The sequence below is a fragment of the Clostridium celatum genome (assembly GCF_021412605.1).
In the GTDB taxonomy this organism is placed as follows: Bacteria; Bacillota; Clostridia; order Clostridiales; family Clostridiaceae; genus Clostridium; species Clostridium celatum.
The window spans coordinates 17,937-44,400 of the sequence record NZ_JAJKGM010000018.1; the positions used below are offsets into that span (position 1 = coordinate 17,937).

Annotated in this window: 35 protein-coding genes; all 35 read right to left on the reverse strand. The window is 34.9% G+C overall.

The genetic code is table 11. The annotated features are described in order from the left end of the window. Window position 1: 1 nt before the first annotated feature. The 35 genes from rpsM to rpoB all read right to left on the reverse strand — a co-directional run bounded on the left by rpsM (window position 2) and on the right by rpoB (window position 26,338). Complete coding sequence (rpsM, locus tag LPC13_RS09080; protein ID WP_005212096.1) at window positions 2-370, reverse strand: 30S ribosomal protein S13; 369 nt, start codon at window positions 368-370, stop codon at window positions 2-4. A 211-nt stretch (window positions 371-581) separates the two neighbouring features. Beyond that, entirely contained in the window at window positions 582-695 is a 114-nt protein-coding gene (gene rpmJ, locus LPC13_RS09085) for a 50S ribosomal protein L36 (RefSeq protein WP_003448032.1), read from the reverse strand. 40 nt (window positions 696-735) lie between these two features. Further along, the gene (infA, locus tag LPC13_RS09090) at window positions 736-954 is read right to left on the reverse strand and encodes a translation initiation factor IF-1 (RefSeq protein WP_005212092.1); all 219 of its coding nucleotides are present in this window, start codon (window positions 952-954) and stop codon (window positions 736-738) included. Window positions 955-961: 7 nt separating this feature from the next. Next, window positions 962-1,273 (reverse strand): KOW domain-containing RNA-binding protein, encoded by a 312-nt coding sequence (locus LPC13_RS09095; RefSeq protein ID WP_005212091.1) that lies wholly within the window; start codon window positions 1,271-1,273, stop codon window positions 962-964. A 51-nt stretch (window positions 1,274-1,324) separates the two neighbouring features. Then, a complete protein-coding gene (gene map / locus LPC13_RS09100; protein ID WP_195245057.1) occupies window positions 1,325-2,074 on the reverse strand; it encodes a type I methionyl aminopeptidase in 750 nt (249 codons plus the stop codon). Next, complete coding sequence (locus LPC13_RS09105) at window positions 2,074-2,724, reverse strand: adenylate kinase (RefSeq protein WP_040419037.1); 651 nt, start codon at window positions 2,722-2,724, stop codon at window positions 2,074-2,076. Before LPC13_RS09105 ends, map begins: the two co-directional genes overlap by 1 nt. 22 nt (window positions 2,725-2,746) lie before the next feature. Then, window positions 2,747-4,024, reverse strand: coding sequence for a preprotein translocase subunit SecY (secY, locus tag LPC13_RS09110; protein WP_195245058.1), 1,278 nt, complete (start codon window positions 4,022-4,024; stop codon window positions 2,747-2,749). A 1-nt stretch (window position 4,025) separates the two neighbouring features. Beyond that, a complete protein-coding gene (gene rplO, locus LPC13_RS09115) occupies window positions 4,026-4,466 on the reverse strand; it encodes a 50S ribosomal protein L15 (protein WP_005212080.1) in 441 nt (146 codons plus the stop codon). 22 nt (window positions 4,467-4,488) lie between these two features. After that, a complete protein-coding gene (gene rpmD, locus LPC13_RS09120) occupies window positions 4,489-4,668 on the reverse strand; it encodes a 50S ribosomal protein L30 (protein WP_005212077.1) in 180 nt (59 codons plus the stop codon). Window positions 4,669-4,681: 13 nt separating this feature from the next. After that, complete coding sequence (gene rpsE / locus LPC13_RS09125) at window positions 4,682-5,179, reverse strand: 30S ribosomal protein S5 (protein ID WP_005212075.1); 498 nt, start codon at window positions 5,177-5,179, stop codon at window positions 4,682-4,684. A 20-nt stretch (window positions 5,180-5,199) separates the two neighbouring features. Next, the gene (gene rplR / locus LPC13_RS09130) at window positions 5,200-5,562 is read right to left on the reverse strand and encodes a 50S ribosomal protein L18 (protein WP_005212073.1); all 363 of its coding nucleotides are present in this window, start codon (window positions 5,560-5,562) and stop codon (window positions 5,200-5,202) included. A gap of 19 nt (window positions 5,563-5,581) precedes the next feature. Further along, window positions 5,582-6,124, reverse strand: a complete 543-nt coding sequence (gene rplF / locus LPC13_RS09135) for a 50S ribosomal protein L6 (protein ID WP_005212072.1) — start codon at window positions 6,122-6,124, stop codon at window positions 5,582-5,584. 65 nt (window positions 6,125-6,189) lie between these two features. After that, window positions 6,190-6,588, reverse strand: a complete 399-nt coding sequence (gene rpsH / locus LPC13_RS09140) for a 30S ribosomal protein S8 (RefSeq protein WP_005212071.1) — start codon at window positions 6,586-6,588, stop codon at window positions 6,190-6,192. Window positions 6,589-6,616: 28 nt separating this feature from the next. Continuing rightward, window positions 6,617-6,802, reverse strand: a complete 186-nt coding sequence (locus tag LPC13_RS09145) for a type Z 30S ribosomal protein S14 (protein ID WP_005212070.1) — start codon at window positions 6,800-6,802, stop codon at window positions 6,617-6,619. A 15-nt stretch (window positions 6,803-6,817) separates the two neighbouring features. After that, the gene (gene rplE / locus LPC13_RS09150; protein ID WP_005212068.1) at window positions 6,818-7,360 is read right to left on the reverse strand and encodes a 50S ribosomal protein L5; all 543 of its coding nucleotides are present in this window, start codon (window positions 7,358-7,360) and stop codon (window positions 6,818-6,820) included. 22 nt (window positions 7,361-7,382) lie between these two features. Further along, window positions 7,383-7,697: a 50S ribosomal protein L24 gene (rplX, locus tag LPC13_RS09155; protein WP_040419031.1), complete on the reverse strand. Its 315-nt coding sequence runs from the start codon at window positions 7,695-7,697 to the stop codon at window positions 7,383-7,385. A 17-nt stretch (window positions 7,698-7,714) separates the two neighbouring features. Further along, window positions 7,715-8,083, reverse strand: a complete 369-nt coding sequence (rplN, locus tag LPC13_RS09160) for a 50S ribosomal protein L14 (protein ID WP_005212064.1) — start codon at window positions 8,081-8,083, stop codon at window positions 7,715-7,717. Between the two features lie 32 nt (window positions 8,084-8,115). Next, window positions 8,116-8,370 (reverse strand): 30S ribosomal protein S17, encoded by a 255-nt coding sequence (gene rpsQ / locus LPC13_RS09165; RefSeq protein WP_234088758.1) that lies wholly within the window; start codon window positions 8,368-8,370, stop codon window positions 8,116-8,118. Between the two features lie 22 nt (window positions 8,371-8,392). Further along, window positions 8,393-8,605 carry a 50S ribosomal protein L29 gene (gene rpmC, locus LPC13_RS09170; protein WP_005212060.1) on the reverse strand — a complete coding sequence of 71 codons (213 nt, stop codon included), beginning with the start codon at window positions 8,603-8,605 and terminating at the stop codon, window positions 8,393-8,395. Next, on the reverse strand, window positions 8,605-9,039 hold the full coding sequence (rplP, locus tag LPC13_RS09175) for a 50S ribosomal protein L16 (RefSeq protein ID WP_040419026.1): 435 nt from the start codon (window positions 9,037-9,039) through the stop codon (window positions 8,605-8,607). Before rplP ends, rpmC begins: the two co-directional genes overlap by 1 nt. A gap of 17 nt (window positions 9,040-9,056) precedes the next feature. Then, a complete protein-coding gene (gene rpsC / locus LPC13_RS09180; RefSeq protein ID WP_005212055.1) occupies window positions 9,057-9,725 on the reverse strand; it encodes a 30S ribosomal protein S3 in 669 nt (222 codons plus the stop codon). Between the two features lie 20 nt (window positions 9,726-9,745). Further along, complete coding sequence (gene rplV, locus LPC13_RS09185; protein WP_005212053.1) at window positions 9,746-10,081, reverse strand: 50S ribosomal protein L22; 336 nt, start codon at window positions 10,079-10,081, stop codon at window positions 9,746-9,748. Window positions 10,082-10,102: 21 nt separating this feature from the next. Next, window positions 10,103-10,387, reverse strand: a complete 285-nt coding sequence (gene rpsS, locus LPC13_RS09190) for a 30S ribosomal protein S19 (protein WP_005212052.1) — start codon at window positions 10,385-10,387, stop codon at window positions 10,103-10,105. A gap of 65 nt (window positions 10,388-10,452) precedes the next feature. After that, complete coding sequence (rplB, locus tag LPC13_RS09195) at window positions 10,453-11,286, reverse strand: 50S ribosomal protein L2 (RefSeq protein WP_005212050.1); 834 nt, start codon at window positions 11,284-11,286, stop codon at window positions 10,453-10,455. Between the two features lie 58 nt (window positions 11,287-11,344). Continuing rightward, the gene (gene rplW, locus LPC13_RS09200) at window positions 11,345-11,641 is read right to left on the reverse strand and encodes a 50S ribosomal protein L23 (RefSeq protein WP_005212049.1); all 297 of its coding nucleotides are present in this window, start codon (window positions 11,639-11,641) and stop codon (window positions 11,345-11,347) included. Then, the gene (rplD, locus tag LPC13_RS09205) at window positions 11,641-12,261 is read right to left on the reverse strand and encodes a 50S ribosomal protein L4 (protein ID WP_005212048.1); all 621 of its coding nucleotides are present in this window, start codon (window positions 12,259-12,261) and stop codon (window positions 11,641-11,643) included. The genes rplW and rplD overlap by 1 nt, the downstream gene beginning before the upstream one ends. A gap of 24 nt (window positions 12,262-12,285) precedes the next feature. Further along, window positions 12,286-12,915 (reverse strand): 50S ribosomal protein L3, encoded by a 630-nt coding sequence (gene rplC, locus LPC13_RS09210; RefSeq protein WP_005212047.1) that lies wholly within the window; start codon window positions 12,913-12,915, stop codon window positions 12,286-12,288. A gap of 79 nt (window positions 12,916-12,994) precedes the next feature. Further along, window positions 12,995-13,303, reverse strand: coding sequence for a 30S ribosomal protein S10 (gene rpsJ, locus LPC13_RS09215; protein WP_021876938.1), 309 nt, complete (start codon window positions 13,301-13,303; stop codon window positions 12,995-12,997). 796 nt (window positions 13,304-14,099) lie between these two features. Further along, window positions 14,100-15,293 (reverse strand): elongation factor Tu, encoded by a 1,194-nt coding sequence (tuf, locus tag LPC13_RS09220; RefSeq protein WP_234088759.1) that lies wholly within the window; start codon window positions 15,291-15,293, stop codon window positions 14,100-14,102. A 189-nt stretch (window positions 15,294-15,482) separates the two neighbouring features. Then, window positions 15,483-17,549 carry an elongation factor G gene (gene fusA / locus LPC13_RS09225; RefSeq protein WP_005212830.1) on the reverse strand — a complete coding sequence of 689 codons (2,067 nt, stop codon included), beginning with the start codon at window positions 17,547-17,549 and terminating at the stop codon, window positions 15,483-15,485. Between the two features lie 77 nt (window positions 17,550-17,626). Beyond that, window positions 17,627-18,097, reverse strand: a complete 471-nt coding sequence (rpsG, locus tag LPC13_RS09230; protein ID WP_005212828.1) for a 30S ribosomal protein S7 — start codon at window positions 18,095-18,097, stop codon at window positions 17,627-17,629. 155 nt (window positions 18,098-18,252) lie between these two features. Further along, complete coding sequence (gene rpsL / locus LPC13_RS09235; RefSeq protein WP_005212826.1) at window positions 18,253-18,630, reverse strand: 30S ribosomal protein S12; 378 nt, start codon at window positions 18,628-18,630, stop codon at window positions 18,253-18,255. 57 nt (window positions 18,631-18,687) lie between these two features. Beyond that, entirely contained in the window at window positions 18,688-18,927 is a 240-nt protein-coding gene (locus LPC13_RS09240; RefSeq protein ID WP_005212824.1) for a ribosomal L7Ae/L30e/S12e/Gadd45 family protein, read from the reverse strand. A 151-nt stretch (window positions 18,928-19,078) separates the two neighbouring features. After that, the gene (rpoC, locus tag LPC13_RS09245) at window positions 19,079-22,615 is read right to left on the reverse strand and encodes a DNA-directed RNA polymerase subunit beta' (protein ID WP_005212823.1); all 3,537 of its coding nucleotides are present in this window, start codon (window positions 22,613-22,615) and stop codon (window positions 19,079-19,081) included. A 21-nt stretch (window positions 22,616-22,636) separates the two neighbouring features. Further along, window positions 22,637-26,338, reverse strand: coding sequence for a DNA-directed RNA polymerase subunit beta (rpoB, locus tag LPC13_RS09250; RefSeq protein ID WP_195245060.1), 3,702 nt, complete (start codon window positions 26,336-26,338; stop codon window positions 22,637-22,639). Window positions 26,339-26,464 lie beyond the last annotated feature (126 nt).

Sequence of the window (26,464 nt, forward strand, 5' to 3'; positions counted from 1 at the left end):
ACTACTTCTTCTTATTTGCGATAGTCTTCTTAGGACCTTTTCTAGTTCTAGCATTAGTCTTAGTTTTTTGTCCTCTAACTGGAAGACCTTTTCTATGTCTAATTCCTCTGTAACAACCTATTTCAACTAATCTCTTTATGTTTAAAGCAACATCTCTTCTTAAGTCACCTTCAACCATTAAGTTCTTGTTTACATAGTTTCTGATTTCATTTACTTCATCTTCAGTAAGATCCTTAATTCTAGTATCTGGGTTAATTCCAGTAGTAGCTAGTATCTTTTGAGAAGTAGATAAACCAACTCCGTATATATATGTTAGACCTATCTCAACTCTTTTTTCCTTTGGTAGGTCAACTCCTGATATTCTTGCCATTCGAACTTACACCTCCTGTATATTGAAATGCAATTTTTATTTTGCTTTTGGTAAAATTTATATTAAAATCTTAGGTCAATAGATAAAATCTATTGTCAGCCGTACCTAAAATCAATAAGCTGATTTAAACGCCTATATAATAATATTGAACTTTCAAATAAAAGTCAATATATTAATAATTGTAAATTATTCTGCCTAATATTGAATCATATTAGCCTTGTTTTTGCTTGTGCTTAGGATTTTCACAGATTACCATTACTCTTCCTTTTCTTCTTATAATCTTGCACTTTTCGCAAATAGGCTTAACTGATGGTCTTACTTTCATCGCTAACCCTCCTTGTGTAATTTATGGTAAACTTTTTACCTTATTTTGCTCTCCAAGTAATTCTTCCTCTTGTTAGGTCATATGGAGAAAGCTCTATAGTAACCTTATCTCCAGGTAGAATTCTTATGAAGTTCATTCTTAATTTTCCTGATATGTGAGCTAAAATTTTATGACCACTTTCTAACTCAACTTGAAACATTGCATTTGGTAAAGCCTCTAAGACTACACCTTGCATTTCTATTACATCATCTTTTGACATAAGGTAATCAACCCTCCTTAACAATGCCTTTTAGTTTTAGAAATCTCTTTATCTTTAAATCAGTACCTTTTTCTTTTAACATAATTGATGCTTTAATCTCATCATCTACATCTTCTAAAACATTAAAATGTTTTAATTTTTTCTTCTTAGGCATCTGAACTTTCTTATTACTTCCATTACTAAGAAGGTAATAATCATCATCTACTTTATCAACAATAACGTAATAATGATCCTTATCTCTTCCGCATTTTGAAAGAACAATTTTCCCAATTAAGTCATTGTTTTGCAAATTTTTCACCTCGATGATTACCTTAGCCATAAATTTACAAGCCACCTTTTGGTATCATGCGAATTTATAACTAAGCAACACTTATTTAATCAGTGTTAATATCTCTGGTCCATCTGGTAAAATTACAACAGTGTTTTCGTAGTGAGCCGAAAGACTCTTATCTGCTGAGACTACTGTCCAATCATCACCTAAAGTAGCCACTCTATATGTTCCCATATTAACCATAGGTTCTATAGCTAAGGTCATACCAGCAACTAATTTTGGACCTCGGCCTGGTCTTCCGAAGTTAGGAACTTCTGGATCCTCATGGACTGATTTTCCTATCCCGTGACCTACGAAATCTCTTACAACTGAGAAACCTGAAGCCTCAACATAGCGTTGTATTTCATGTGATATATCAGTTAGTCTATTTCCTGGCTTAGCAAATTCAATTCCTTTAAAGAATGATTCTTCAGTTACTTGAATAAGCCTTTTTGCTTCATCAGAAATATTCCCTACAGCAAATGTTCTTGCTGCATCACCATGGAATCCATTAATATGTGCTCCACAGTCTACACTAATAATATCTCCTTCTTTTAATACATACCCTCCTGGTATTCCATGAACTACTTGCTCATTAACAGATATACATAGTGAAGCAGGAAATCCATAGAGCCCTTTAAATGAAGGGATTGCTCCATGCTTAGTTATAAATTCTTCTGCTATCCTGTCTAATTCAGCAGTAGTTATCCCTGGTTTAACGTGTTTTTCAACAAGCAGTAGAGTTTCTGCTACTATTTTTCCAGCTATCCTCATTAGGTCGATTTCTTTATCATTTTTGATAATAATCATTAGTTTACACTCCCTAATATTTCGCAGATACCTTCAAATACTTCATTAATAGCTTTTGTTCCATCTACTGTGGAAAGTAAATTCTTTCCTTTGTAAAAATCAATCAGTGGTTGTGTTTGTCTTTCATAGACATCTAGTCTCTCTTTAACAGTTTCTTCAACATCATCTTTTCTTTGGATAATGTTGTCACCACATAAATCGCAAACACCATCAACCGCTGGTGGGTTAAACTTAACATGATAGCTAGCTCCACATGATAAACAAACTCTTCTTCCTGTCATTCTTTCAAGAATAAAATCACTAGGTACTTCAATGCATAATGCTGTATCTAAGCTTTCATTTCTTCCAGCTAAAAACTCTTGTAGAGCTTCAGCTTGAGCAACAGTTCTTGGGAAACCATCTAATAAATATCCATTTTTACAGTCTTCCCATGTTAGTCTATCCTTAACCATATTAATAGTTACTTCATCTGGAACTAACTGACCATTGTCAATATATGTTTTTGCTTCTATTCCTAGAGGGGTTTCTTCGGAAATATTTTTTCTAAAGATATCCCCTGTAGAAATATGTGGTATAGAGTATCTATTACTAATTGATTTTGCCTGTGTTCCTTTTCCAGCCCCAGGAGGACCTAATAATACTATCTTCACGGGCATCATCTCCATTATAAATCTATTTTAAGAATCCTTGGTAGTGTCTCATAACTAATTGTGAATCTAATTGTCTAGAGAAATCTAAACCAACTCCAATTAATATTAATAATGATGTTCCACCAAATTGTATTCCTTGAAACGGTGTATAATTAGCTATTATTATTGGACTTACAGCAAGAACTGCTGCAAATAATCCCCCAATTAAAGATACTTTTGTAAGTAACTTTTCAAAATACTTCTCTGTAGCTTCACCTGGTCTTATACCTGGTACAAAGCCTGCAGACTTATGAAGATTTTCAGCCATCTCATCTGGTTTAAATGTTATTTGAGTATAGAACCATGTAAAGAATATAGTTAATACTGCATAACATACTGGATACATCCATGTAGACTCATTAAATATGCTATATGGACTTGTTAATATCCAAGTAGACCATCCCTTACCTGGGAAGAAATTAGCTATTGTTGCAGGGAACATCATTACAGACATTGCAAATATTATTGCAATAACTGCTGATCCAATTAAACTTAATGGTATATGAGTAGATTGACCTCTCATAACCTTAGTACCAACAGCCTTTCCAGCATATTGGATTGGAACTCTTCTCTCTGCTAATGAGAAGAATATTGTTACTACTAATAGTGCTAACGCACCAATTAAGAATAATGCTATTTCAATTATAGTAATTTCTTTTGCTTTCTCTAATGTAAATAATGACATTAAAGTAACTGGCAACTGAGATACTATATTAACGAATATTAATATTGAAACTCCATTTCCAAATCCTTTTGCAGTTATTTGGTCACCAAGCCACATACAGAAAGTAGATCCTACAACTAGTGATATTAATACTACAGCTTTTTGAGCTGTGCTTAATCCAGTTGCTGCACCTTGCGATGCAATCATTGAGAAAATACCAATTGCTAATACAAATCCTATCGCTATTGAAAGATATCTTGTAATAGATTGAATTTTCTTTCTACCTTCTTCACCTTCTTTAGAAAGTTGTTCTAATGAAGGAATTGCAATTGTTAATAATTGAATTATGATTGATGCATTAATATATGGTGAAACACTTAGTGCAAATATACTAAATTTACTTAAAGCACCACCAGATATTAAGTTATAAAAACCAAGTAATCCACTTGAATTTGTCATTTCGTTTAAATAACTAGTATCAATTCCAGGAACAGGAATGTGAATCCCCATCCTGAAAATTGCTACTAAAAATATCGTCCATAAAAATTTCTTTTTAAGTTCCGGAACCTTCCAGGCATTACGTAGGGTTGATAGCATATTAAATCACCTCAACTTTTCCTCCAGCTGCTTCTATCTTTTCTGCCGCTGACTTAGATACCTTGCATCCTTGTACAGTTAGGCTTTTTTCTAATGTTCCGTTTCCTAATATCTTAACTCCGTCTAAAACTTTAGATATTACTCTTGTTTCAAGTAATAATTCTGGAGTTACTACTGTGCCGTTTTCGAATCCGTTTAATCTATCAACGTTGATAGAAACGATTTTCTTAGCGAAGATATTAGTGAATCCTCTCTTAGGAAGTCTTCTGTATAATGGCATTTGACCACCTTCAAAACCTGGTCTAACTCCACCGCCTGATCTAGCGTTTTGTCCTTTTTCACCTTTACCAGCGTTTCTTCCTAAACCTGAACCAGTACCTCTACCAACTCTTTTAGGAGCCTTCTTGCTACCAGCTGCTGGCTTTAATTCATGAAGTTTCATATCTTAGTGCACCTCCTCTTTATTATACTTCTTCTACTTTTAATAAGTAGTCAACTTTGTTGATCATACCTCTGATTTGAGGAGTATCCTCATGCTCTACAGTTTTGTTGATCTTTCTTAGACCAAGAGCATTTGCAGTAGCGATATGGTCTTTCTTTCTGCCGATTAAGCTTTTAACTAAAGTAACCTTTATCTTTGCCATTGCGTAATACCTCCTAACCTAAAATTTCTTCAACAGTTTTGCCTCTTAATCTAGCTATATCTTCAGCTGTTCTTAAGTTTGCTAAACCATTAATTGTAGCATTTACCATGTTTCTTGGATTGTTTGAACCTAAAGACTTAGCTCTAACGTCCTTTAATCCTGCTAATTCTAATACAGCTCTTGCTGGTCCACCAGCGATAACTCCTGTACCTTCTTTAGCTGGCATGATTAAAACTTTACCAGTTCCAAACTTACCATATATTTCATGAGGAACTGTTGTTCCAACTATAGCAACGCTAACCATATGTTTCTTAGCGTCTTCGATACCTTTTTTAATTGCTTCTGGGATTTCGATTGACTTACCCATTCCTACGCCTACGTGTCCGTTCTCATCACCAACAACTACTAACGCGCTGAATCTGAAGTTTCTACCACCCTTAACAACCTTAGTAACTCTGTTTATAAAAACAACCTTTTCCTTAAGGTCTAGTGTGCTAGGATCGATTCTCATTGATTTCCCTCCTTGTTTTATTAGAATTTTAAACCTGCTTCTCTAGCGCTTTCTGCTAAAGTTTGAACTCTTCCGTGATATACGTATCCACCTCTATCGAATACAACTTCAGTAATACCTTTATCTAAAGCTCTCTTAGCAACTAGTTCACCAACTAACTTAGCAGCTTCTTTATTTCCGCCTACTTTAACATCAACATCTTTATCTAGTGTTGAAGCAGATACTAAAGTAACAGCATTTATATCATCTATGATTTGAGCATATATATTCTTTTCACTTCTATATACTGAAAGTCTTGGTCTTTCAGGAGTACCAGAAACTTTCTTACGTACTCTAAGGTGACGTTTTGCTCTACTTGCTTTTTTGTCTGCCTTCTTGAACATAAGGTTCACTCCTTCCTAATTATTTCTTACCAGTTTTACCTTCTTTACGTCTGATAACTTCGCCTTCGAACTTAATTCCTTTACCCTTATATGGCTCAGGTTTTCTCCACTTTCTGATATCAGCAGCAGCAGCACCAACTAATTGCTTATCGATTCCTGATACAACTACTTTTGTAGCTGCTGGAGTTTCGAAAGTAATTCCTTCAGCTGGTTCTATTTCAACTGGGTGTGAAAATCCTAAGTTCATTACAAGTTTCTTTCCTTGTAATTGAGCTCTATAACCAACACCGATTAATTCTAGAGTCTTTTGGTATCCCTTTTCAACTCCTATGATCATGTTGTTGATTAATGCTCTAGTTAAACCGTGAAGAGCTCTGTGCTCTTTAACGTCACTAGGTCTAGTTACAACAACTTGGTTGTCTTCAACTGCTATATTCATGTCTTTATCCATAGCTTTAACTAATTGCCCTTTTGGTCCTTTAACAGTAACTACGTTATCTTCTGAAACTGTTACTGTAACACCAGCAGGGATAGCTATTGGTAATCTACCTACTCTTGACATAACCGCACCTCCTGTTTTACTTGTTAGATCTATATGTTAATCTAGTTAATTTTCAAAATTAATTACTACCAAACGTAGCAAACAACTTCTCCGCCTAAGCCTAATTTTCTAGCTTCTCTATCTACAACTATACCTTTTGAAGTTGAAATTACAGCGATTCCTAATCCATTAAGAACTCTTGGAACTTCATCTTTCTTACAGTATACTCTTAAACCTGGCTTTGATATTCTCTTGATTCCAGTTATAACTCTTTCTTTGTTAGAACCGTATTTAAGAGATAATCTCATCATTGGAACAACACCGTCATTATATTCTTCAATATTTTTGATGTATCCCTCTTGTAATAATATATTTGCAACAGCCTTCTTTACGTTTGAAGAAGGAACTTCTACTACTTCGTGTCTTACAGCATTCGCATTTCTAATACGAGTTAGTAAATCTGCGATAGGATCTGTCATAACCATTTAATTTGCCTCCTTTCAGTCGTTAGGTTTACCAGCTTGCCTTCTTACAACCAGGAATTTCACCCTTGTAAGCAAGTTCTCTAAAGCATATACGGCAAATACCAAACTTTCTTAATACTGCATGTGGTCTTCCACATATTCTGCATCTTGTATAAGCTCTTGTTTTATATTTAGGAGCTTTGCTCCACTTTTCAATAATAGCTTTACGTGCCACAGTTTTCCCTCCTTATTATTGAGCGAATGGCATTCCAAGGAATCTTAATAATTCTCTTGCTTCTTCGTCAGTCTTTGCAGTTGTAACGAAGATTATATCCATTCCTCTAACCTTATCGATCTTATCGTATTCTATTTCTGGGAATATTAATTGTTCTTTAATACCTAAAGAATAATTTCCTCTTCCATCAAATGCCTTATCAGAAACTCCTCTGAAATCTCTAACTCTTGGAAGAGCGATTGACATTAGCTTATCAGCAAATTCAAACATCTTTGCTCCTCTTAATGTAACTTTACATCCTAATGCCATGTTCTCTCTGATCTTAAAGTTTGCAACTGATTTCTTTGCTCTTGTTAAGATTGGCTTTTGTCCTGAAATAAGTTGTAAGTCAGCAACCGCAGATTCTAAAACCTTTTGGTTTTCTTTAGCTTCTCCAACTCCCATATTTATAACTATTTTTTCAAGCTTTGGAACTTCCATGATATTTTTGTATCCGAACTTTTCAGTCATTGCTTGAATTACTTCGTTTGTATACTTCTCTTGAAGTCTTGGTGTCATAATTAGTACCTCCTTTCAGATTCTATAATGTTTCTCCACACTTCTTACAAACTCTAACCTTAGTACCATCTTCTAAGATCTTGCTGCTAATTCTTGTAGCATTTTTGCATTTTGTGCAGTATAACATAACTTTTGAGCCGAATATAGCTCCTTCTTTTTCTATTATTCCACCTTGAGCGTTTGCTCTAGTTGGCTTTTGATGTTTCTTTACTATATTAACTCCTTGAACAAGAACTTTACCTGTCTTTGGATATACCTTTAAAACTTCACCAGTTTTCCCAGCATCTTTACCAGAAATAACTACTACTGTGTCGTTCTTTTTAACGTGTAACTTCAAATTAGCCACCTCCTCTATTATAGAACTTCTGGTGCTAATGATAATATTTTGTTAAATTCTTTATCTCTTAGCTCCCTAGCAACTGGTCCGAAGATACGAGTTCCTCTTGGTTGCTTATCTTCTTTTATTATAACAGCAGCGTTCTCATCAAATTTGATGTATGAACCGTCAGCTCTTCTTAATCCTCTTACTGATCTAACAATAACAGCTTTTACAACGTCACCTTTTTTAACAACTCCGCCTGGTGTTGCACTTTTAACGCTAGCTACTATTATATCTCCAATGTTACCGAACTTTCTCTTTGATCCGCCTAAAACTCTGATACACATTATTTCTTTAGCACCTGAGTTATCTGCTACCTTTAATAAGGTTTGTTGTTGTATCATTGAAATTTACCCTCCTTTCAGTCTTAAAAAGCTTATTTAGCTCTTTCAACTATTTCAACAAGTCTCCATCTCTTATCTTTAGATAATGGTCTAGTTTCCATTATTAATACTCTATCATTCATGTTAGCTTCATTATTTTCATCATGAGATTTGAATTTAGTAGTTCTATTCATAGTTTTTCCGTATAGTGGATGTCTTACCTTAGTTTCAACAGCAACTACGATAGTCTTATCCATTTTATCAGAAACAACTCTACCGATTTTCTTCTTTCTTAATCCTCTTTCCATTAGGGGCTACCTCCTTCCAGATTTACTGTTCAAATGCCCTGATCTCTTCTTCTCTAATGATGGTTTTGATTTGGGCTATAGATTTCTTTACTTCTCTTATTCTCATAGGATTTTCTAATTGTCCTGTAGCTAATTGGAATCTTAAGTTGAATAATTCAGCTTTTAATTCTCCTAATTTAGCAACTAAATCTTGAGGATTATTTGCTCTTAAATCTTTTAATTCTCTAGCCTTCATTATTCTTCACCACCCATTTCCTCAAAATCTCTTCTTGTAACGAACTTACACTTTACAGGAAGTTTGTGTGATGCAAGTCTCATTGCTTCTCTTGCAACTTCTTCGTTAACTCCTGATAATTCAAATAACACTCTACCAGGTTTAACTACAGCTACCCAGTATTCTGGTGAACCTTTACCAGAACCCATTCTTGTTTCAGCTGGTTTCTCAGTAACTGGCTTATCTGGGAATACTTTTATCCAAAGTTTTCCTCCTCTTCTAATGTATCTGTTTATAGCAATTCTGGCAGATTCAATTTGGTTGCTTGTTATCCATCCACAAGTTTGTGCTTGGATACCGAAATCTCCGTATGCAAGGAAATTACCTCTAGTAGCTTTTCCTTTCATTCTACCACGTTGTACCTTACGATGCTTAACTCTTTTAGGCATTAACATGACTTATTCCTCCTTTCTTACGCGTTAACTTCTTCCTTCTTTTCAACTTTTTTAGTTGGAAGAACTTCTCCATTATAAACCCAAACTTTAACTCCGATTTTACCGTATGTTGTATCTGCTTCAGCAAATCCATAATCGATATCAGCTCTTAATGTTTGTAGTGGAATTGTTCCTTCATGATATTGTTCTGTTCTAGCAATTTCAGCTCCGCCTAATCTTCCTGAACAAGCTGTTTTAACACCCTTAGCTCCTAATTTCATAGCTCTTTGGATGCTTTGTTTCATAGCTCTTCTGAAAGAAACTCTCTTTTCTAATTGAGCAGCAATGTTTTCAGCAACTAATTGAGCATTTGCTTCAGCATTCTTAACTTCAACTATGTTTATTAAGATGTTCTTTCCGTTTACTAATTTAGCAACCTTAGCTTTTAAAGCTTCGATTCCTGCACCACCTTTACCAATAACAACACCTGGTTTAGCAGTGTGTATATTTAACTTAACTCTTTTAGCTGATCTTTCGATTTCGATCTTAGCGATACCAGCTGAGAAAAGTTCCTTCTTTACGAATTCTCTAATTTTGTTATCTTCGATTAAGTTGTCTGCAAATGTTCTCTTATCAGCGTACCATTTTGCATCCCAACCTTTGATAACTCCAACTCTAAGTCCGTGAGGATGTACTTTTTGACCCACTTGTTTTTCCCTCCTTCTTACTAAGCTCTTTCTTTAACTACTACTGTTATATGACTTGTTCTCTTATTGATTCTGAACGCTTTACCGTGGTCCATTGGTCTGAATCTCTTTAAAGTCGGACCAGCACCTACGAATGTTTCAGCAACATATAAGTTTTCAACATTTAAGTCATGATTGTTCTCTGCATTTGCAACAGCTGATTTTAAAACTTTGTTTATAACAACTGCAGCATCTTTTGGAGTGTATTGTAATATAGCGAAAGCCTCGTTAACGTTTTTTCCTCTTATTAAATCAAGAACAACTCCTACTTTCATTGGAGACATTCTCACATATTTAGCTATAGCTCTAGCTTCCATTGATGTTCCTCCTTTCCCAGATTACTTTCTTTTTCTTGATGCTTTTTCGTCGTAATCGTGTCCTCTGTATGTTCTAGTAAGCGCAAATTCACCTAATTTGTGTCCTACCATATCTTCGCTCACATATACTGGAACGTGTTTTCTACCATCATGAACAGCGATTGTGTGACCAATCATTTGTGGGAAAATAGTTGATGATCTTGACCAAGTCTTAACAACCTTATTTTCACCATTAGCATTCATTTCTTCTATCTTCTTTAAAAGTCCTTCGTGTACGAAAGGTCCCTTTTTTATTGATCTACTCACTATAATTTGCCTCCCTTCATAATCTCTAGGCCCAGTAAGCCTGAAGAGAATTAACTTCTCTTCAATTACTTACTATTTCTTCTCTTTATTATGAATCTATCAGAATACTTCTTATTCTTTCTAGTCTTGTATCCAAGTGCTGGTTTACCCCATGGAGTAACTGGACTTGGTCTACCGATTGGTGATCTACCTTCACCACCACCGTGAGGGTGATCGCAAGGGTTCATTACAGAACCTCTAACTGTAGGTCTCCATCCCATGTGTCTCTTTCTACCAGCTTTACCAATGTTGATGATATCGTTAGTAGTGTTAGAAACTGTACCGATTGTAGCTCTACATTCGATTCTTACATATCTCATTTCGCCTGAAGGTAATCTTAATGTTGCATAATTTCCTTCTTTAGCCATTAATTGAGCTGAAGTACCTGCTGATCTAACCATTTGGCCACCTTTACCAGCTTGTAATTCAATGTTGTGAACAACTGTACCAACTGGCATATCTTTTAATGCTTTAGCATTACCAACTTTGATATCAGCTTCTGGTCCAGATACGATTGTATCTCCAACCTTTAATCCTACTGGTGCAAGAATGTATCTCTTTTCACCATCAGCATATACTACTAAAGCAATGTATGCTGTTCTGTTTGGATCGTATTCTATAGTAGCAACTGTTGCTGGAATACCATCCTTATTTCTCTTGAAATCTATTATTCTATATTTTCTCTTAGCTCCACCACCGTGGTGTCTAACAGTTATTTTACCTTGAGCATTTCTACCACCAGTTTTCTTTAAAGAAACAAGAAGTGACTTCTCTGGGCTGTTTGTAGTTATTTCTTCAAAACTTGCCATTGTCATTTGTCTTCTTGATGGTGTAGTAGGTCTAAACTTTTTAACTGCCATGCTAATTCCCTCCTTCTTTAAGCTTATCTGGTATTTTTACCAATACTACGCTTTTATATTATTGCATTCCTTCGAAGAATTCAATACCTTTGCTATCTTGAGCTAATGTGATTATAGCTTTCTTTTGGTCAGCTCTCTTACCAACATGTACGCCCATTCTCTTAGTTTTTCCCATAGTTCTTATTGTTTGAACTTTTTCAACTTTAACGCCGAAAACTTCTTCAACCGCTTTCTTGATTTGAACCTTGTTAGCGCTCATATGAACTATGAAAGTGTACTTTTTGTCTGCCATAGCAGCCATTGACTTTTCAGTTATAACTGGCTTTCTGATTATATCGTGGCTAGTTAACTTCATTATGCGTACACCTCCTCAATCTTTGATACAGCATCCTTAGTCATGATTACTTTTGGATATTTTAATAAATCATAAACATTGATGTTGTTTACTGGAAGTACTTCTACTCCTTCTATGTTTCTAGCTGATTTGTAAACTACTTCGTTTGATTCAGCAGTAACAATTAATGTCTTCTTAGCATTGAAAGCATTTAACATTTTAACAACTTCCTTAGTCTTTGGAGCTTCTAATGTTAAGCTATCTAATACTATCATTTCATCATTTTGAACTTTGCTAGTTAATGCTGATAACATAGCAACTCTTCTCATTGACTTTGGTATAGACATTCTGTAATCTCTTGGCTTTGGTGCGAATACAACTCCACCTTTGATCCATTGAGGTGCTCTTATAGAACCTTGTCTAGCTCTACCAGTTCCCTTTTGTCTCCAAGGCTTGATTCCGCCTCCTCTAACCTCAGCTCTAGTCTTAGCTGATTGAGTTCCTTGTCTCTTGTTAGCTAATAATGCAACAACTACTTGGTGCATAGCATCTGCATTCACTTCAACAGCGAATACTTTATCATTTAATTGAATATCTTCAATTTTATTTCCTTCTTTGTTAAATAATCCTACTGTAGGCATTCTGTCTCCTCCTTTCTAAAGAAATTAAGCTTTAACAGCGTTTCTTATTACAACTGTGCTCTTGTTAGCACCTGGGATACCACCCTTGATAAGTATTAAATTCTTTTCAGCTATTACTTTAACAACTTCTAAGTTTAATACAGTAGTGTTTACGTGTCCCATGTGTCCTGGCATTTGTTTGTTCTTAAATGTTTTTGATGGATCAGAAGAAGCTCCCATTGAACCTACTGCTCTGTGGAACTTAGAACCGTGTGACATTGGCCCTCTGTTAGCATTCCATCTCTTAATAACACCTTGGAATCCCTTACCTTTAGAAACTCCTGAAACGTCAACCTTATCTCCAGCAACGAAAGTATCAGCTTTTATTTCTGTACCTACTTCATAAGCGCTGCAATCTTCTAATCTGAACTCTTTTAAAGTTCTTCTTAAAGATACTCCAGCCTTAGCAAAGTGTCCTTTTACTGGCTTGTTAACTAATTTTTCTCTTATTTCACCGAAACCAACTTGTATTGCTTCATAACCATCCTTTTCGATAGTCTTCTTTTGAACAACAACACATGGTCCAGCTTCTACTACAGTTACAGGAACAACTTTTCCATTTTCATCGAATATTTGAGTCATCCCAATTTTCTTACCGATTATAGCTTTTTTCATGTATTTACACCTCCTAAACGTATTAGCGGATTGCTTAGCAATCATAACCGTTCAAACTGTTTATTTAATAGTTAAGCTATTATAGCTTTATTTCGATATCTACACCAGCAGGTAAGTTTAATCTCATTAATGCATCAACAGTTTTTGGTGATGGATTAACGATGTCGATTAATCTCTTGTGTGTTCTGATTTCGAATTGTTCTCTTGAATCTTTGTATTTGTGAACAGCTCTTAATATTGTAACAACATCTTTTTCAGTAGGTAGTGGTACTGGACCTGCAACCTTTGCTCCTGTTGATTTAGCTGTTTCAACGATTTTTTCAGCAGATTGATCTAATATAGTGTGATCAAAAGCCTTTAATCTGATTCTTATTTTTTGTTTTGACATTCTGGTTTCCCTCCTTTTCATGTACGCTTTACTTCTAACGCACAACAGTTGTAGTTCTGTAAACTGTTCCTGGTGTTTCATACCTAAGAACACAGACATCTACCCCTGCCGTCGGATTCTAGATCCTGACTTGCTCCTCAAGAATAACCCGGAAGTCCGGCAACCTCTTGATTCATCGCGTTATGCTACACAACTTCTTTATTATACTATCTTTAAATATGTTTATCAAGACTTTTTTTCATCTTTTTAAAACCATTTTTTAGTTTTTTTCATTAAGCTTAAAAAAGTAAATTCGTCATTCAACTGTTATAATTTTATATCGATTTTTACTTTTTTTCAATAGTATATTTAATGAAATTTTACTTTCTATTGGTTTATATTTATAATTTTTCACCATTTAATATATTTTTAAACAATTATTGTTATATTTTTTCGTTTTTTATCTCTTTTATTTATATAACTTGTCTATTTATATATAATTATATTTTATATTTTATTTTTTGCTTTATATTTGAAAGTAACTATAATAATATCATCTTAATTACTTATTCATCTTAAAATTGAATTTTAATTTATCTTAACAAGCCATAAAATTATATTATTATAAACTTCTTTTATATACTATCTATTGAACATTATATAATTAAATCAACTTAACTCTTATGACTTTTAAAATAAAAAAAGAGAAAGTAAAGGCGTCCCCTTACTTTCTCTATTTTTTGTGATAACATTTTAGCGCTTATTTTAAAATTTATATTTGAAAAGAATTTTAAACAAAAAGTTTAAAGTGTTATTACTATTCAACTATTGAAGTAACAACTCCTGAACCTACAGTTCTTCCACCTTCTCTGATAGCGAATCTTAAACCTTCATCCATAGCTACTTGAGTGATTAACTCAACGTTCATATCGATATGGTCTCCAGGCATAACCATTTCCATTCCTTCTGGTAATTTGATTGATCCTGTAACGTCTGTTGTTCTGAAGTAGAATTGTGGTCTGTATCCATCGAAGAATGGAGTATGTCTACCACCTTCATCTTTCTTAAGTACGTATACTTGACCTACGAACTTGCTGTGTGGATTTACTGATCCAACTTTTGCTAATACTTGACCTCTTTCGATGTCTGTTCTTTGAACACCTCTTAATAATGCTCCGATGTTATCTCCAGCTTGTGCTTCGTCTAGTAACTTTCTGAACATTTCGATTCCTGTTACAACTACTTTTCTCTTTTCTTCCATTAATCCAACGATTTCTACTTCGTCTGATACGTGAAGAATTCCTCTTTCAACTCTTCCTGTTGCAACTGTTCCTCTACCAGTGATTGTAAATACGTCTTCTACTGGCATTAAGAATGGCTTATCTGTTGCTCTTTCTGGAGTTGGGATGTAGCTATCTACAGCATCCATTAATTCCATGATGCAAGCTGTTGCTTCTGGATCTGTTGGGTTTTCTAATGCTCTTAAAGCTGATCCCTTGATTACTGGAATGTCATCTCCTGGGAAGTTGTATTCAGATAATAATTCTCTAACTTCCATTTCAACTAATTCTAATAATTCTTCGTCATCAACCATATCTGCTTTGTTTAAGAATACAACGATGTAGTCAACACCAACTCTTGAAGCTAGTAGGATGTGCTCTCTTGTTTGAGGCATTGGACCATCTGCTGCTGAACAAACTAAGATAGCTCCGTCCATTTGAGCAGCTCCTGTGATCATGTTCTTAACGTAGTCAGCGTGTCCTGGACAGTCAACGTGAGCGTAGTGTCTGTTTTCTGTTTCGTATTCAACGTGAGCTGTATTGATTGTGATTCCTCTTTCTTTTTCTTCTGGAGCCTTATCGATATCAGCGTAGTTGAACGCTTCTGCGAATCCTCTGTTTGCTAATACTGTTGTAATAGCTGCTGTTAATGTAGTCTTACCGTGGTCTACGTGACCTATTGTTCCGATATTTACGTGTGGTTTACTTCTTTCGAACTTTTGCTTTGCCATTTGAAAATCCTCCTTTATGGAAATAAAATTATGTTAATCTTAATATTATTATAACTATTAAGTTTACAAATTTCATCATTATTTTTAAAAATTTAATTATTTTTTATAAAAAATATATATTTTAACTCTCGCAATGCCTTCATAATATAATTATGAACAACATTGCAAGAAATTATTACAATTTATTTATTATTTAGCTCTCTTACCAGCAACTTCTTCTTGGATGCTCTTTGGTACCTCTTCATAGTGATCGAATACCATTGAGTAGTTACCTCTACCTTGAGATCTTGATCTTAAAGATGTAGCATATCCAAACATTTCAGCTAGTGGAACGTATGCTCTTATAACTTGAGCTCCGTTAACTGCTTCCATACCTTCCATTCTACCTCTTCTTGAGTTGATATCACCGATAACATCTCCCATGTACTCTTCTGGTACAGTTACTTCAACCTTCATCATTGGTTCAAGTAATACTGGGCTTGCTTTTTGCATAGCGTTCTTGAATGCCATAGAACCAGCAATCTTGAATGCCATTTCTGATGAATCGACTTCGTGGTAAGAACCGTGTACTAACTTAACTTTGAAGTTAATAACTTCGTAACCAGCTATGATACCGTTCTTAGCAGCTTCTTGGATACCAGCATCAATTGCAGGAATGTATTCTCTTGGAACAGCTCCCCCAACGATAGCATTTTCAAAGCTGTATTCTCCTTCAGTTGGTTCCATTTCAATAACAGCATGACCGTATTGACCCTTACCACCTGATTGCTTAGCATACTTAGCTTCAGCTTTAACAGCTGATCTGATAGTTTCTTTGTAAGCAACTTGAGGAGCTCCAACGTTACATTCAACTTTGAATTCTCTTTGTAATCTATCAACGATGATATCTAAGTGTAACTCACCCATACCAGCGATGATTGTTTGACCAGTTTCTTGATCAGTCCATGTTTTGAAAGTTGGGTCTTCTTCAGCTAATTTAGATAAAGCTAATCCCATCTTTTCTTGACCAGCTTTTGTCTTTGGCTCGATAGCTACAGATATAACTGGTTCTGGGAATTCCATTGATTCAAGTATGATTGGTGCATTTTCATCACATAAAGTATCACCAGTAGTAGTGTTCTTTAATCCGATGATTGCTCCTAATTCACCTGCTTCTAATGACTCAACTTCTTCTCTTGTGTTAGAGTGCATTTTAACAAGTCTTCCGATTCTTTCTTTCTTACCCTTAGTTGAGTTAAGAACATATGAACCACTGTTCATTACACCTGAATAAATTCTTGTGAAAGCAAGCTTTCCAACGAATGGGTCAGTAGCAATTTTGAATGCTAAAGCTGACATTGGAGCTTCATCTGAAGCTTCTCTTGAATCTTCTTCACCTTCTAAAGTTTGCCCTTGGATTGCAGGAATGTCTAATGGTGATGGTAAGTAAGCAACAACACCGTTGATCATTTCTTGAACCCCTTTGTTTTTGTATGAAGACCCACAGATACATGGAACGATTTCGTTAGCTATTGTAGCTTTTCTTAAAGCAGTGTGTAACTCTTCTTCAGTTAATTCTTCACCTTCAAGGTATTTTTCCATTAACGCTTCATCAGTTTCAGCAATTGCTTCAATCATTGCCATTCTGTATTCTTCAGCTTGATCAACTAAGTCTGCAGGAATTTCTTCAATTCTTACATCTTTACCTAGATCATCATAAGTTATGATTGCTTTATTAGTTATTAAATCAACCATACCTCTGAAGTCAGCTTCTGCACCAACTGGTATTTGTATTGGCACTGCATTAGCTTTTAATCTATCTCTTACAGTGTTTATACATCTGAAGAAATCAGCTCCTGTAGCATCCATCTTATTAACATAAATCATTCTTGGAACACCGTACTTATCTGCCTGTCTCCAAACAGTTTCAGTTTGTGGTTCAACCCCACTCTTAGCATCAAGAACTGTAACAGCTCCATCAAGAACTCTTAATGATCTTTCAACTTCAACTGTGAAATCTACGTGTCCTGGAGTATCGATGATGTTTAATTCATGACCTTCCCAGAAACAAGTTGTTGCTGCAGAAGTAATTGTTATACCTCTTTCTTGCTCTTGAACCATCCAGTCCATTGTAGCAGCACCTTCATGAACTTCTCCTATTTTGTGGCTCTTTCCTGTATAGAATAATATACGCTCAGTTGTTGTTGTTTTACCAGCATCAATGTGAGCCATTATTCCAAAGTTACGGAATTTGTCTAATGGATATTTTCTAGCCATTGTATGTCCTCCTCTCAATGAGTAATTTTATATTCGACAAAACTGTTTTGGCATAAGCCAAAACAGTTTTTGTAGTATTAGTATCTGTAGTGAGCGAATGCTTTGTTTGCTTCTGCCATTTTGTGAGTATCTTCTCTCTTTTTAACAGCAGCTCCAGTATTGTTAGCTGCATCTAATAATTCTCCAGCTAATCTTTGAGCCATAACTTTTTCGCCTCTTTTTCTAGCAGCAGCTAGTATCCATCTGATACCTAAAGTTTGTCTTCTCTCAGGTCTAACTTCGATTGGAACTTGGTAGTTAGCACCACCTATTCTTCTAGCTTTAACTTCTAATAAAGGCATAACATTGTTCATAGCTTCTTCGAATACTTCTAAAGCATCTTTGCCTGTTTTTTGCGCCATAATTTCAAACGCTTCGTAGCAAATCTTTTGTGCTACTCCTTTTTTACCATCTTCCATTACGTTGTTTATTAACTTAGTAACAACTTTTGAGTTGTACATTGGATCTGGTAATACATCTCTTTTTGCGATAAATCCTTTTCTTGGCACTTTTCTTCCCTCCTTAACAATTTTTAATTTAATTCATAGGTACTCGGTAAGTTTACTTACCGTAAAGTGCTTCGCTTCTTACATCTATATAAACCTTATGTAAAATTCCCAGCCTATGTAAATGCCGAAGATAAGCACTGTCTTAGTTTAGAAAACTATTTTTGCTTTGGTCTCTTAGCACCGTATTTAGATCTTCCTTGTAATCTGTTAGCTACTCCAGCACAGTCTAGTGCTCCTCTTACGATATGGTATCTAACACCAGGAAGGTCCTTAACTCTACCACCTCTTATAAGAACAACGCTGTGCTCTTGTAAGTTGTGTCCTACACCACCGATGTAAGCAGTAACTTCGAATCCGTTTGTAAGTCTTACTCTGGCAATTTTTCTTAAAGCTGAGTTAGGCTTCTTTGGAGTAGTAGTTTTTACAACAGTACAAACTCCTCTTCTTTGTGGACACTCGTTAAGTGCTGGTGCTGTAGATTTGTTAACAACAGTTTTTCTACCTTTTCTTACTAATTGGCTTATAGTTGGCATTTCTTCACCTCCTGAAATTTATTTATCTATATAAAATAAGATAAACACTAATTTATTTTATTCTAGGGTCAATACCGCTGATGCTTTAACATCTATCCCGCCTATTTTCCCAAGTTCTTTCATTGTAGATACTTCTACAATTTTAATGTTTTTCTCTTCTGCTAGTTGAATAATTGGAGATATCAACTTAGCATTTGCATCTTTAGCTACATATAAAACTTTTCCTTCGCCATTTTTTATCAACTTAGTACTTTGTTTTATTCCAATTACTTTTTTTCCTACAATTCTGTCTAACATGAATCCCCCTCCTTAATTAAAGTTCACAGAGGCATGTTATACAGATGCCTCCATGAAATCATGTAGACAATAATACTGTAGTGTAGCTTCAAAATCACACAATTGGTATTTTATCATTTAAGCATACACATGTCAATAAAATTGCAATGTATTATTCTATTGTATTGGCAATCTCTTTTTCTTCATCTTGCCCTGGTACATCTAGCTTAACAGTTCTATATCTCATCATACCTGTTCCAGCTGGAATTAACTTACCTATAATAACATTTTCTTTCAATCCTATTAATGGATCTATTTTTCCTTTGATTGCTGCTTCTGTAAGAACTCTAGTAGTTTCTTGGAATGATGCTGCTGATAAGAAACTATCAGTTGCAAGAGCTGCTTTAGTAATACCTAGTAATGCTATTTCACCCTTAGCTTCTTCTCCACCAAACTCTCTAACTCTTTCATTTTCTGCTTCAAAGTCAAACATATCTATCATAGTTCCTGGTAATAATTCAGTATCTCCTGAATCAGAAACCTTAACTTTTCTAGTCATTTGTCTAACAACTACTTCTAAGTGCTTATCGTTGATATCAACCCCTTGTAGTCTATAAACCTTTTGAACTTCAGAAAGTAAGTATCTTCTAGCACCTTCAACACCCTTGATACTCATTATATCATGAGGGTTAACTGAACCTTCTGTTATTTCATCTCCAGCTTCTATTATATCATCATCAGAAACTCTTAATCTTGAACCAAATGGAATATCATAGCTACGTTCTTCTCCATCTGCACCCATTACAAATACAGTCTTCTTCTTCTTAGTTTCTTCAACTCTTACTGTACCTGCAATTTCTGATACTATTGCAAGACCCTTAGGTTTTCTAGCTTCAAATAATTCTTCAACTCTAGGAAGACCTTGAGTGATATCCGCACCAGTCGCAACACCACCAGTATGGAATGTTCTCATTGTAAGCTGAGTACCAGGTTCTCCGATAGATTGAGCTGCTATAATACCAACAGCTTCTCCGATGTTAATTTTTTGAGCTGTAGCCATGTTCATACCGTAACATTTAGCACAAACACCAACCTTACAGTTACATGTAAATACAGATCTTATTTTAACCTTCTTAACACCAGCAGCTGTAATCTTATCAGCCATGTCTGATTCTATATATTCATCTTTACCTATTAATATTTCACCTGTTTGAGGGTTGATAACTTCCTCAGCAGTGTATCTACCATATAGTCTTTCTGCTAATCCTTCGATTACTTCGTTACCTTCCTTAATTTCAGAAACTATTAATCCTCTTTCAGTACCACAATCTTCTTCTCTTACGATAACGTCTTGTGATACGTCAACAAGTCTTCTAGTTAAGTAACCTGAATCGGCAGTTTTAAGTGCTGTATCGGCATTACCCTTTCTAGCACCGTGTGTTGATATGAAGTATTCTAATACGTCTAGACCTTCTCTAAATGATGCCTTGATTGGTAGCTCGATAATCTTACCTGATGGAGCGGCCATAAGTCCTCTCATACCAGCTAATTGTTTTATCTGAGCCTTAGAACCTCTGGCTCCAGAGTCAGCCATCATGAATATTGGATTGAATTTATCCAAGCTATCCATAAGTGCATTCGCTACATCTTCTGTAGTCTTACTCCATTTTTCAATAACTTTTTCATATCTTTCATCTTCAGATATGAATCCTCTCTTATACATCTTTTCTACTTTTTCAACTGTTTCTTCAGCATCTTTAAGTAGTGCATACTTAGCTTCAGGTACTATCATATCTGATGCAGCAACAGTTACGGCACCAATTGATGAGTAGTGATATCCTAATGCTTTAATATTATCTAGCATTATTGATGTATTAGTAGGTCCGTGTTTTATATAACACTTATCTATAAGTTTTCCTAAAGTTTTCTTAGTAATTAAGAAATCAACTTCTAAATCAAATTCAGTTTCTGGATTTGTTCTATCTACGTAACCTAAATCTTGAGGAATAGATTCGTTGAATATAATCTTACCAACAGTAGTATTGATTATACCTGATTTAACTTCTCCATTAACTTCTTTAAACATTCTAACTTTAATAGCAGCGTGAACAGCTATTTCTCCAACATTATAAGCCATTATAGCTTCATCTATGCTTGAGAATACACTTCCTTCACCCTTAGCACCTTCTTTATCCATTGTTAAGTAATATGAACCTAAAACCATATCCTGTGTAGGTACACAAACTGGCTTACCATCTGAAGGTTTCATTATGTTTCCAGCTGCAAGCATTAAGAATCTTGCTTCTGCTTGTGCTTCAACTGATAAAGGTACGTGAACAGCCATTTGGTCTCCATCGAAGTCCGCATTATATGCTGTACATACTAATGGGTGTAGCTTAATAGCTCTACCTTCTACTAATACAGGTTGGAATGCTTGAATTCCAAGTCTGTGTAGAGTAGGTGCTCTGTTAAGTAAAACTGGATGGTCAGTAATAACTTCTTCAAGTATATCCCATACTTGATCATTTACTCTTTCAACCATTCTCTTAGCACTCTTTATGTTATGAGCTACGCCATCTTCAACTAATTTTTTCATTACGAAAGGCTTGAATAATTCTAAAGCCATTTCCTTTGGTAAACCACATTGGTACATCTTTAACTCTGGTCCAACAACGATAACTGATCTACCAGAGTAGTCAACTCTCTTACCAAGTAAGTTTTGTCTAAATCTACCTTGCTTACCTTTTAACATATCTGATAAAGATTTTAGAGGTCTGTTTCCAGGACCAGTTACTGGTCTTCCTCTTCTACCATTATCTATAAGAGCATCAACTGCTTCTTGAAGCATTCTCTTTTCATTTCTAACGATTATATCTGGAGCTCCTAAATCTAAAAGCTTCTTTAATCTGTTATTTCTGTTTATTACTCTTCTATATAAATCATTTAAATCAGATGTAGCAAATCTTCCTCCATCTAATTGAACCATTGGTCTTAAATCTGGTGGAATAACTGGAATAACATTTATAACCATCCATCTTGGATCATTTCCAGATTTTCTAAAAGATTCTACAACTTCAAGTCTTCTTATGATTCTTACTTTCTTTTGACCACTACTAGTCTTTAACTCTTCTTTTAAGTCTCTTGAAGATGCATCTAAGTCGATTTCTCCTAAGATTTCTTGAACAGCCTCTGCACCCATTCCAGCTACGAAGCTTTCTTCACCGAACTTATCAACTGCTTCTCTATATTCTTTTTCACTTAAAAGTTGTTTTTTAAGTAATGAAGTTTCTTTTGGATCTATAACGATATATGACGCAAAGTAAAGAACTTTTTCTAAAGCTCTTGGTGACATATCTAAAAGTAATCCCATTCTTGATGGAATTCCTTTAAAGTACCAAATGTGAGATACTGGAGCAGCCAGTTCAATGTGCCCCATTCTCTCTCTTCTTACTTTAGCTTTTGTAACTTCAACTCCACATCTGTCACAAACAATCCCTTTATATCTAACTCTCTTGTATTTACCACAATGACATTCCCAGTCTTTCATAGGTCCAAAAATTCTTTCACAGAATAGACCATCTCTTTCTGGTTTTAAAGTTCTATAGTTAATTGTTTCTGGTTTTTTAACTTCTCCTCTTGACCATTCTCTAATTTGGCTTGGTGAAGCTAAACCTATTTGTATAGCATCAAAATTGTTTAATTCAAACAAGGGTATATCCTCCCTTCAATTTTAGTGTTCGTCATCAACGAATTCATCTAATTCTTCTTCATGAAAACCTTCAAGAGCAAATGATTCATAATCAATATCCTCTTCAATTTCTTCATCATTAACTGTATAGCTGTCTTCATCAGCTACATGTTCCGGAATTACTTCTTCAGTACCTTCAATGTTTACTTCTAACTCATCAGAATCATCATCTGAGAATTCTTTTAATTTAACTTCTTCATTGTCTTCATTTAACACTTTAACATCTAAACATAAAGCTTGAAGTTCTTTGATAAGAACCTTAAATGATTCTGGTACTCCTGGTTCTGGAATATTTTCACCTTTAACTATTGCTTCGTATGTCTTAACTCTACCTACAACATCATCTGACTTAACTGTTAAGATTTCTTGTAATGTGTGAGCTGCACCGTAAGCTTCTAATGCCCAAACTTCCATTTCCCCAAATCTTTGACCACCGAATTGAGCTTTACCTCCAAGTGGTTGTTGAGTAACTAATGAATATGGACCTGTTGATCTAGCATGGATCTTATCATCAACTAAGTGAGCAAGTTTTAAGATATACATTATACCAACTGTAACTTCATTATCAAATGGTTCTCCAGTTCTTCCATCGTATAATACAGTCTTTCCATGCGCATTGTATCCTGCTTTTACTAAGCATTCTTCAATATTTTGTTCTGTAGCACCATCAAATACAGGAGTAGCTATATGCCATCCTAATTGACTTGCTGCCCATCCTAAGTGAACTTCTAATACCTGACCGATATTCATACGAGATGGAACCCCTAGTGGATTTAAACAAATTTGTAGTGGTCTACCATCTGGTAAGAATGGCATATCTTCTTCTGGTAAAACTCTAGAAATAACCCCTTTGTTACCGTGACGTCCTGCCATCTTATCTCCAACAGATATTTTTCTCTTTTGAGCAATGTAACATCTTACAAGCTCATTTACACCTGGATTTAATTCATCACCGTTTTCTCTTGTAAATACTTTTACATCAACGATGATACCAGCTTCTCCGTGTGGAACTCTTAAAGAAGTGTCTCTTACCTCTCTAGCCTTTTCACCGAATATCGCTCTTAATAATCTTTCTTCAGCTGTTAACTCAGTTTCACCCTTAGGTGTTACTTTACCTACAAGTACATCTCCTGATCTAACTTCAGCACCGATTCTGATTATTCCTCTTTCATCTATATCTTTAAGAGCATCTTCACTTACGTTTGGAATATCTCTTGTTATTTCTTCTGGTCCTAGCTTAGTATCTCTAGCTTCACATTCATATTCTTCAATATGGATAGAAGTAAATACGTCTTCTCTTACTAATTCTTCAGAGATAAGCATAGCATCCTCGTAGTTGTAACCTTCCCAAGTAATGAATCCCATTCTGATATTCTTTCCTAATGCGATTTCTCCTAGGTCAGTTGCTGGTCCATCAGCTAATACTTGGTTCTTAAATACAATTTCACCCTTATCAACTAAAGGTCTTTGATTTATACAAGTACCTGGGTTACTTCTCTTGAATTTAAGTAATTTATATGTGTCAATTCCGCCATCAGCATCTCTCTTAACTCTGATTTCTGAAGAACTAACATATACAACTTTACCTGAATTTTTAGCCTTTGGTAATACTCCTGAGTCAGCTGCTGCTCTGTATTCTATTCCTGTACCAACGATAGGCGCTTGTGGCTTTAATAGTGGAACTGCTTGACGTTGCATGTTCGCACCCATCAGTGCTCTAGACGCGTCATCATTTTCAAGGAAAGGTATCATTGCTGTTGCAACTGAAACTATTTGTCTTGGTGAAACGTCCATTAAATCTACATCTTTAGCATTAACTTGTAATATGTCATGCTTATATCTAACAGTAACTCTACTGTCTACAAATCTACCGTCTTCACCGATTGGTTCTTTTGCTTGTGCTATTAAATATAAATCTTCTTCATCAGCTGTGAAGTATCTTATTTCATTAGTCACAACACCAGTTTCTTTATCTATAATTCTATATGGAGTTTCAATAAATCCATATTCATTAACTTTTGCATATGTTGCAAGTGAGTTAATAAGCCCTATATTTGGTCCTTCTGGAGTTTCTATAGGACACATTCTACCATAATGAGAATGGTGAACGTCTCTTACTTCGAAACCAGCTCTTTCTCTTGAAAGACCTCCTGGTCCTAAAGCAGATAATCTTCTCTTATGTGTTAATTCTGAAAGTGGATTTGTTTGATCCATGAATTGTGATAATTGTGAACTACCAAAGAATTCTTTGATAGATGCAGCAACTGGTCTAATATTGATTAACATTTGTGGTGTAATTGCTTCTTGGTCTTGAATAGTCATTCTTTCTTTAACTACTCTTTCCATTCTTGATAAACCAATTCTAAATTGATTTTGAAGAAGCTCACCAACAGATCTTAATCTTCTGTTACCTAAATGGTCTATGTCGTCAGTATATCCTACACCGTAAGCTAATCCTAATTCGTAGCTTATAGTTGCAAATATATCATCTCTTACTATATGTTTAGGTATTAATCTAGTTATGTTCTTTTTAATTTCTTCTTTGATAGTCGCTTCATCATCGTAATTTTCTAATATTTCCATTAGAGTTGGATAATGAACAGCTTCTCTTATGTTTAAATCACTAATATCAAATGATACTACTTTTTCTATATCTACAAAGTGGTTACCTATAACTCTTAAAACTTTATCTTCAACTAAGATATCAACAGAATTAATTCCTGCATTTTGAATATCCTCAGCCATGCTTCTGCTAATTTTTTCACCTTGTTCAACCATTATTTCTCCAGTTGAAGGGTTTATTATATCAGTAGCAGCTATTTGGTTTATAAGTCTTAAGTTAAGAGCTAACTTTTTATTGAATTTGTATCTACCAACTCTTGATAAATCATATCTCTTTGCATCAAAGAATAAAGAGTCTATTAAAGATACTGCACTATCTACTGTTGGAGGTTCACCTGGTCTTAATCTCTTATAGATTTCAAGTAAAGCTTCCTCTTTAGTCTTAGTATTATCTTTTTCAATAGTAGCTTTAAATCTTTCTTCTTCACCAAAATAGTCTAAAAGCTCTTGGTCACTTCCATAACCCATAGCTCTAGCTAAAATAGTTATTGGTAATTTTCTAGTTTTGTCAATTCTCACATAAATAACATCATTAGAATCTGTTTCATATTCTAACCATGCACCTCTGTTAGGAATAACAGTTGAAGCGAATAGTTTTTTACCACTCTTATCAACAGTATTACTATAATATACACCTGGAGATCTAACTAATTGGCTAACAATAACTCTTTCAGCACCATTGATGATGAATGTTCCTTGTTCAGTCATTAGTGGGAAATCACCCATAAAGACTTCTTGTTCTTTAATTTCTCCAGTTTCATTGTTTGTCAGTCTTACTGACACCTTTAATGGAGCTGCGTAAGTGCAATCTCTTTCTTTGCATTCCTCAACCGAATATTTGATATTATCCATATCAAGCTTATAGTCTACAAACTCAAGCACAAGATTCCCAGTAAAGTTAGTGATTGGATTTACATCATCGAATACTTCTAATAAACCTTCTCTTAAAAACCACTCATAAGAATCTAATTGTATTTCGATTAAGTTTGGCATTTCGGTTACATCTTTAACCTTAGCAAAGCTCATTCTAGTTCTTTTTCCGACTTGGACAGGATGTACCATGAATTTTCACCCCTTGTTTTAAAGTAAAATAACCAAAAGCATAATTTCCCTAAGGACCTATGCTTTCGGAGAGCATCACGTTATAGTATAACCATTTTTCTATTGATTATACTCATTTTCGTAAGA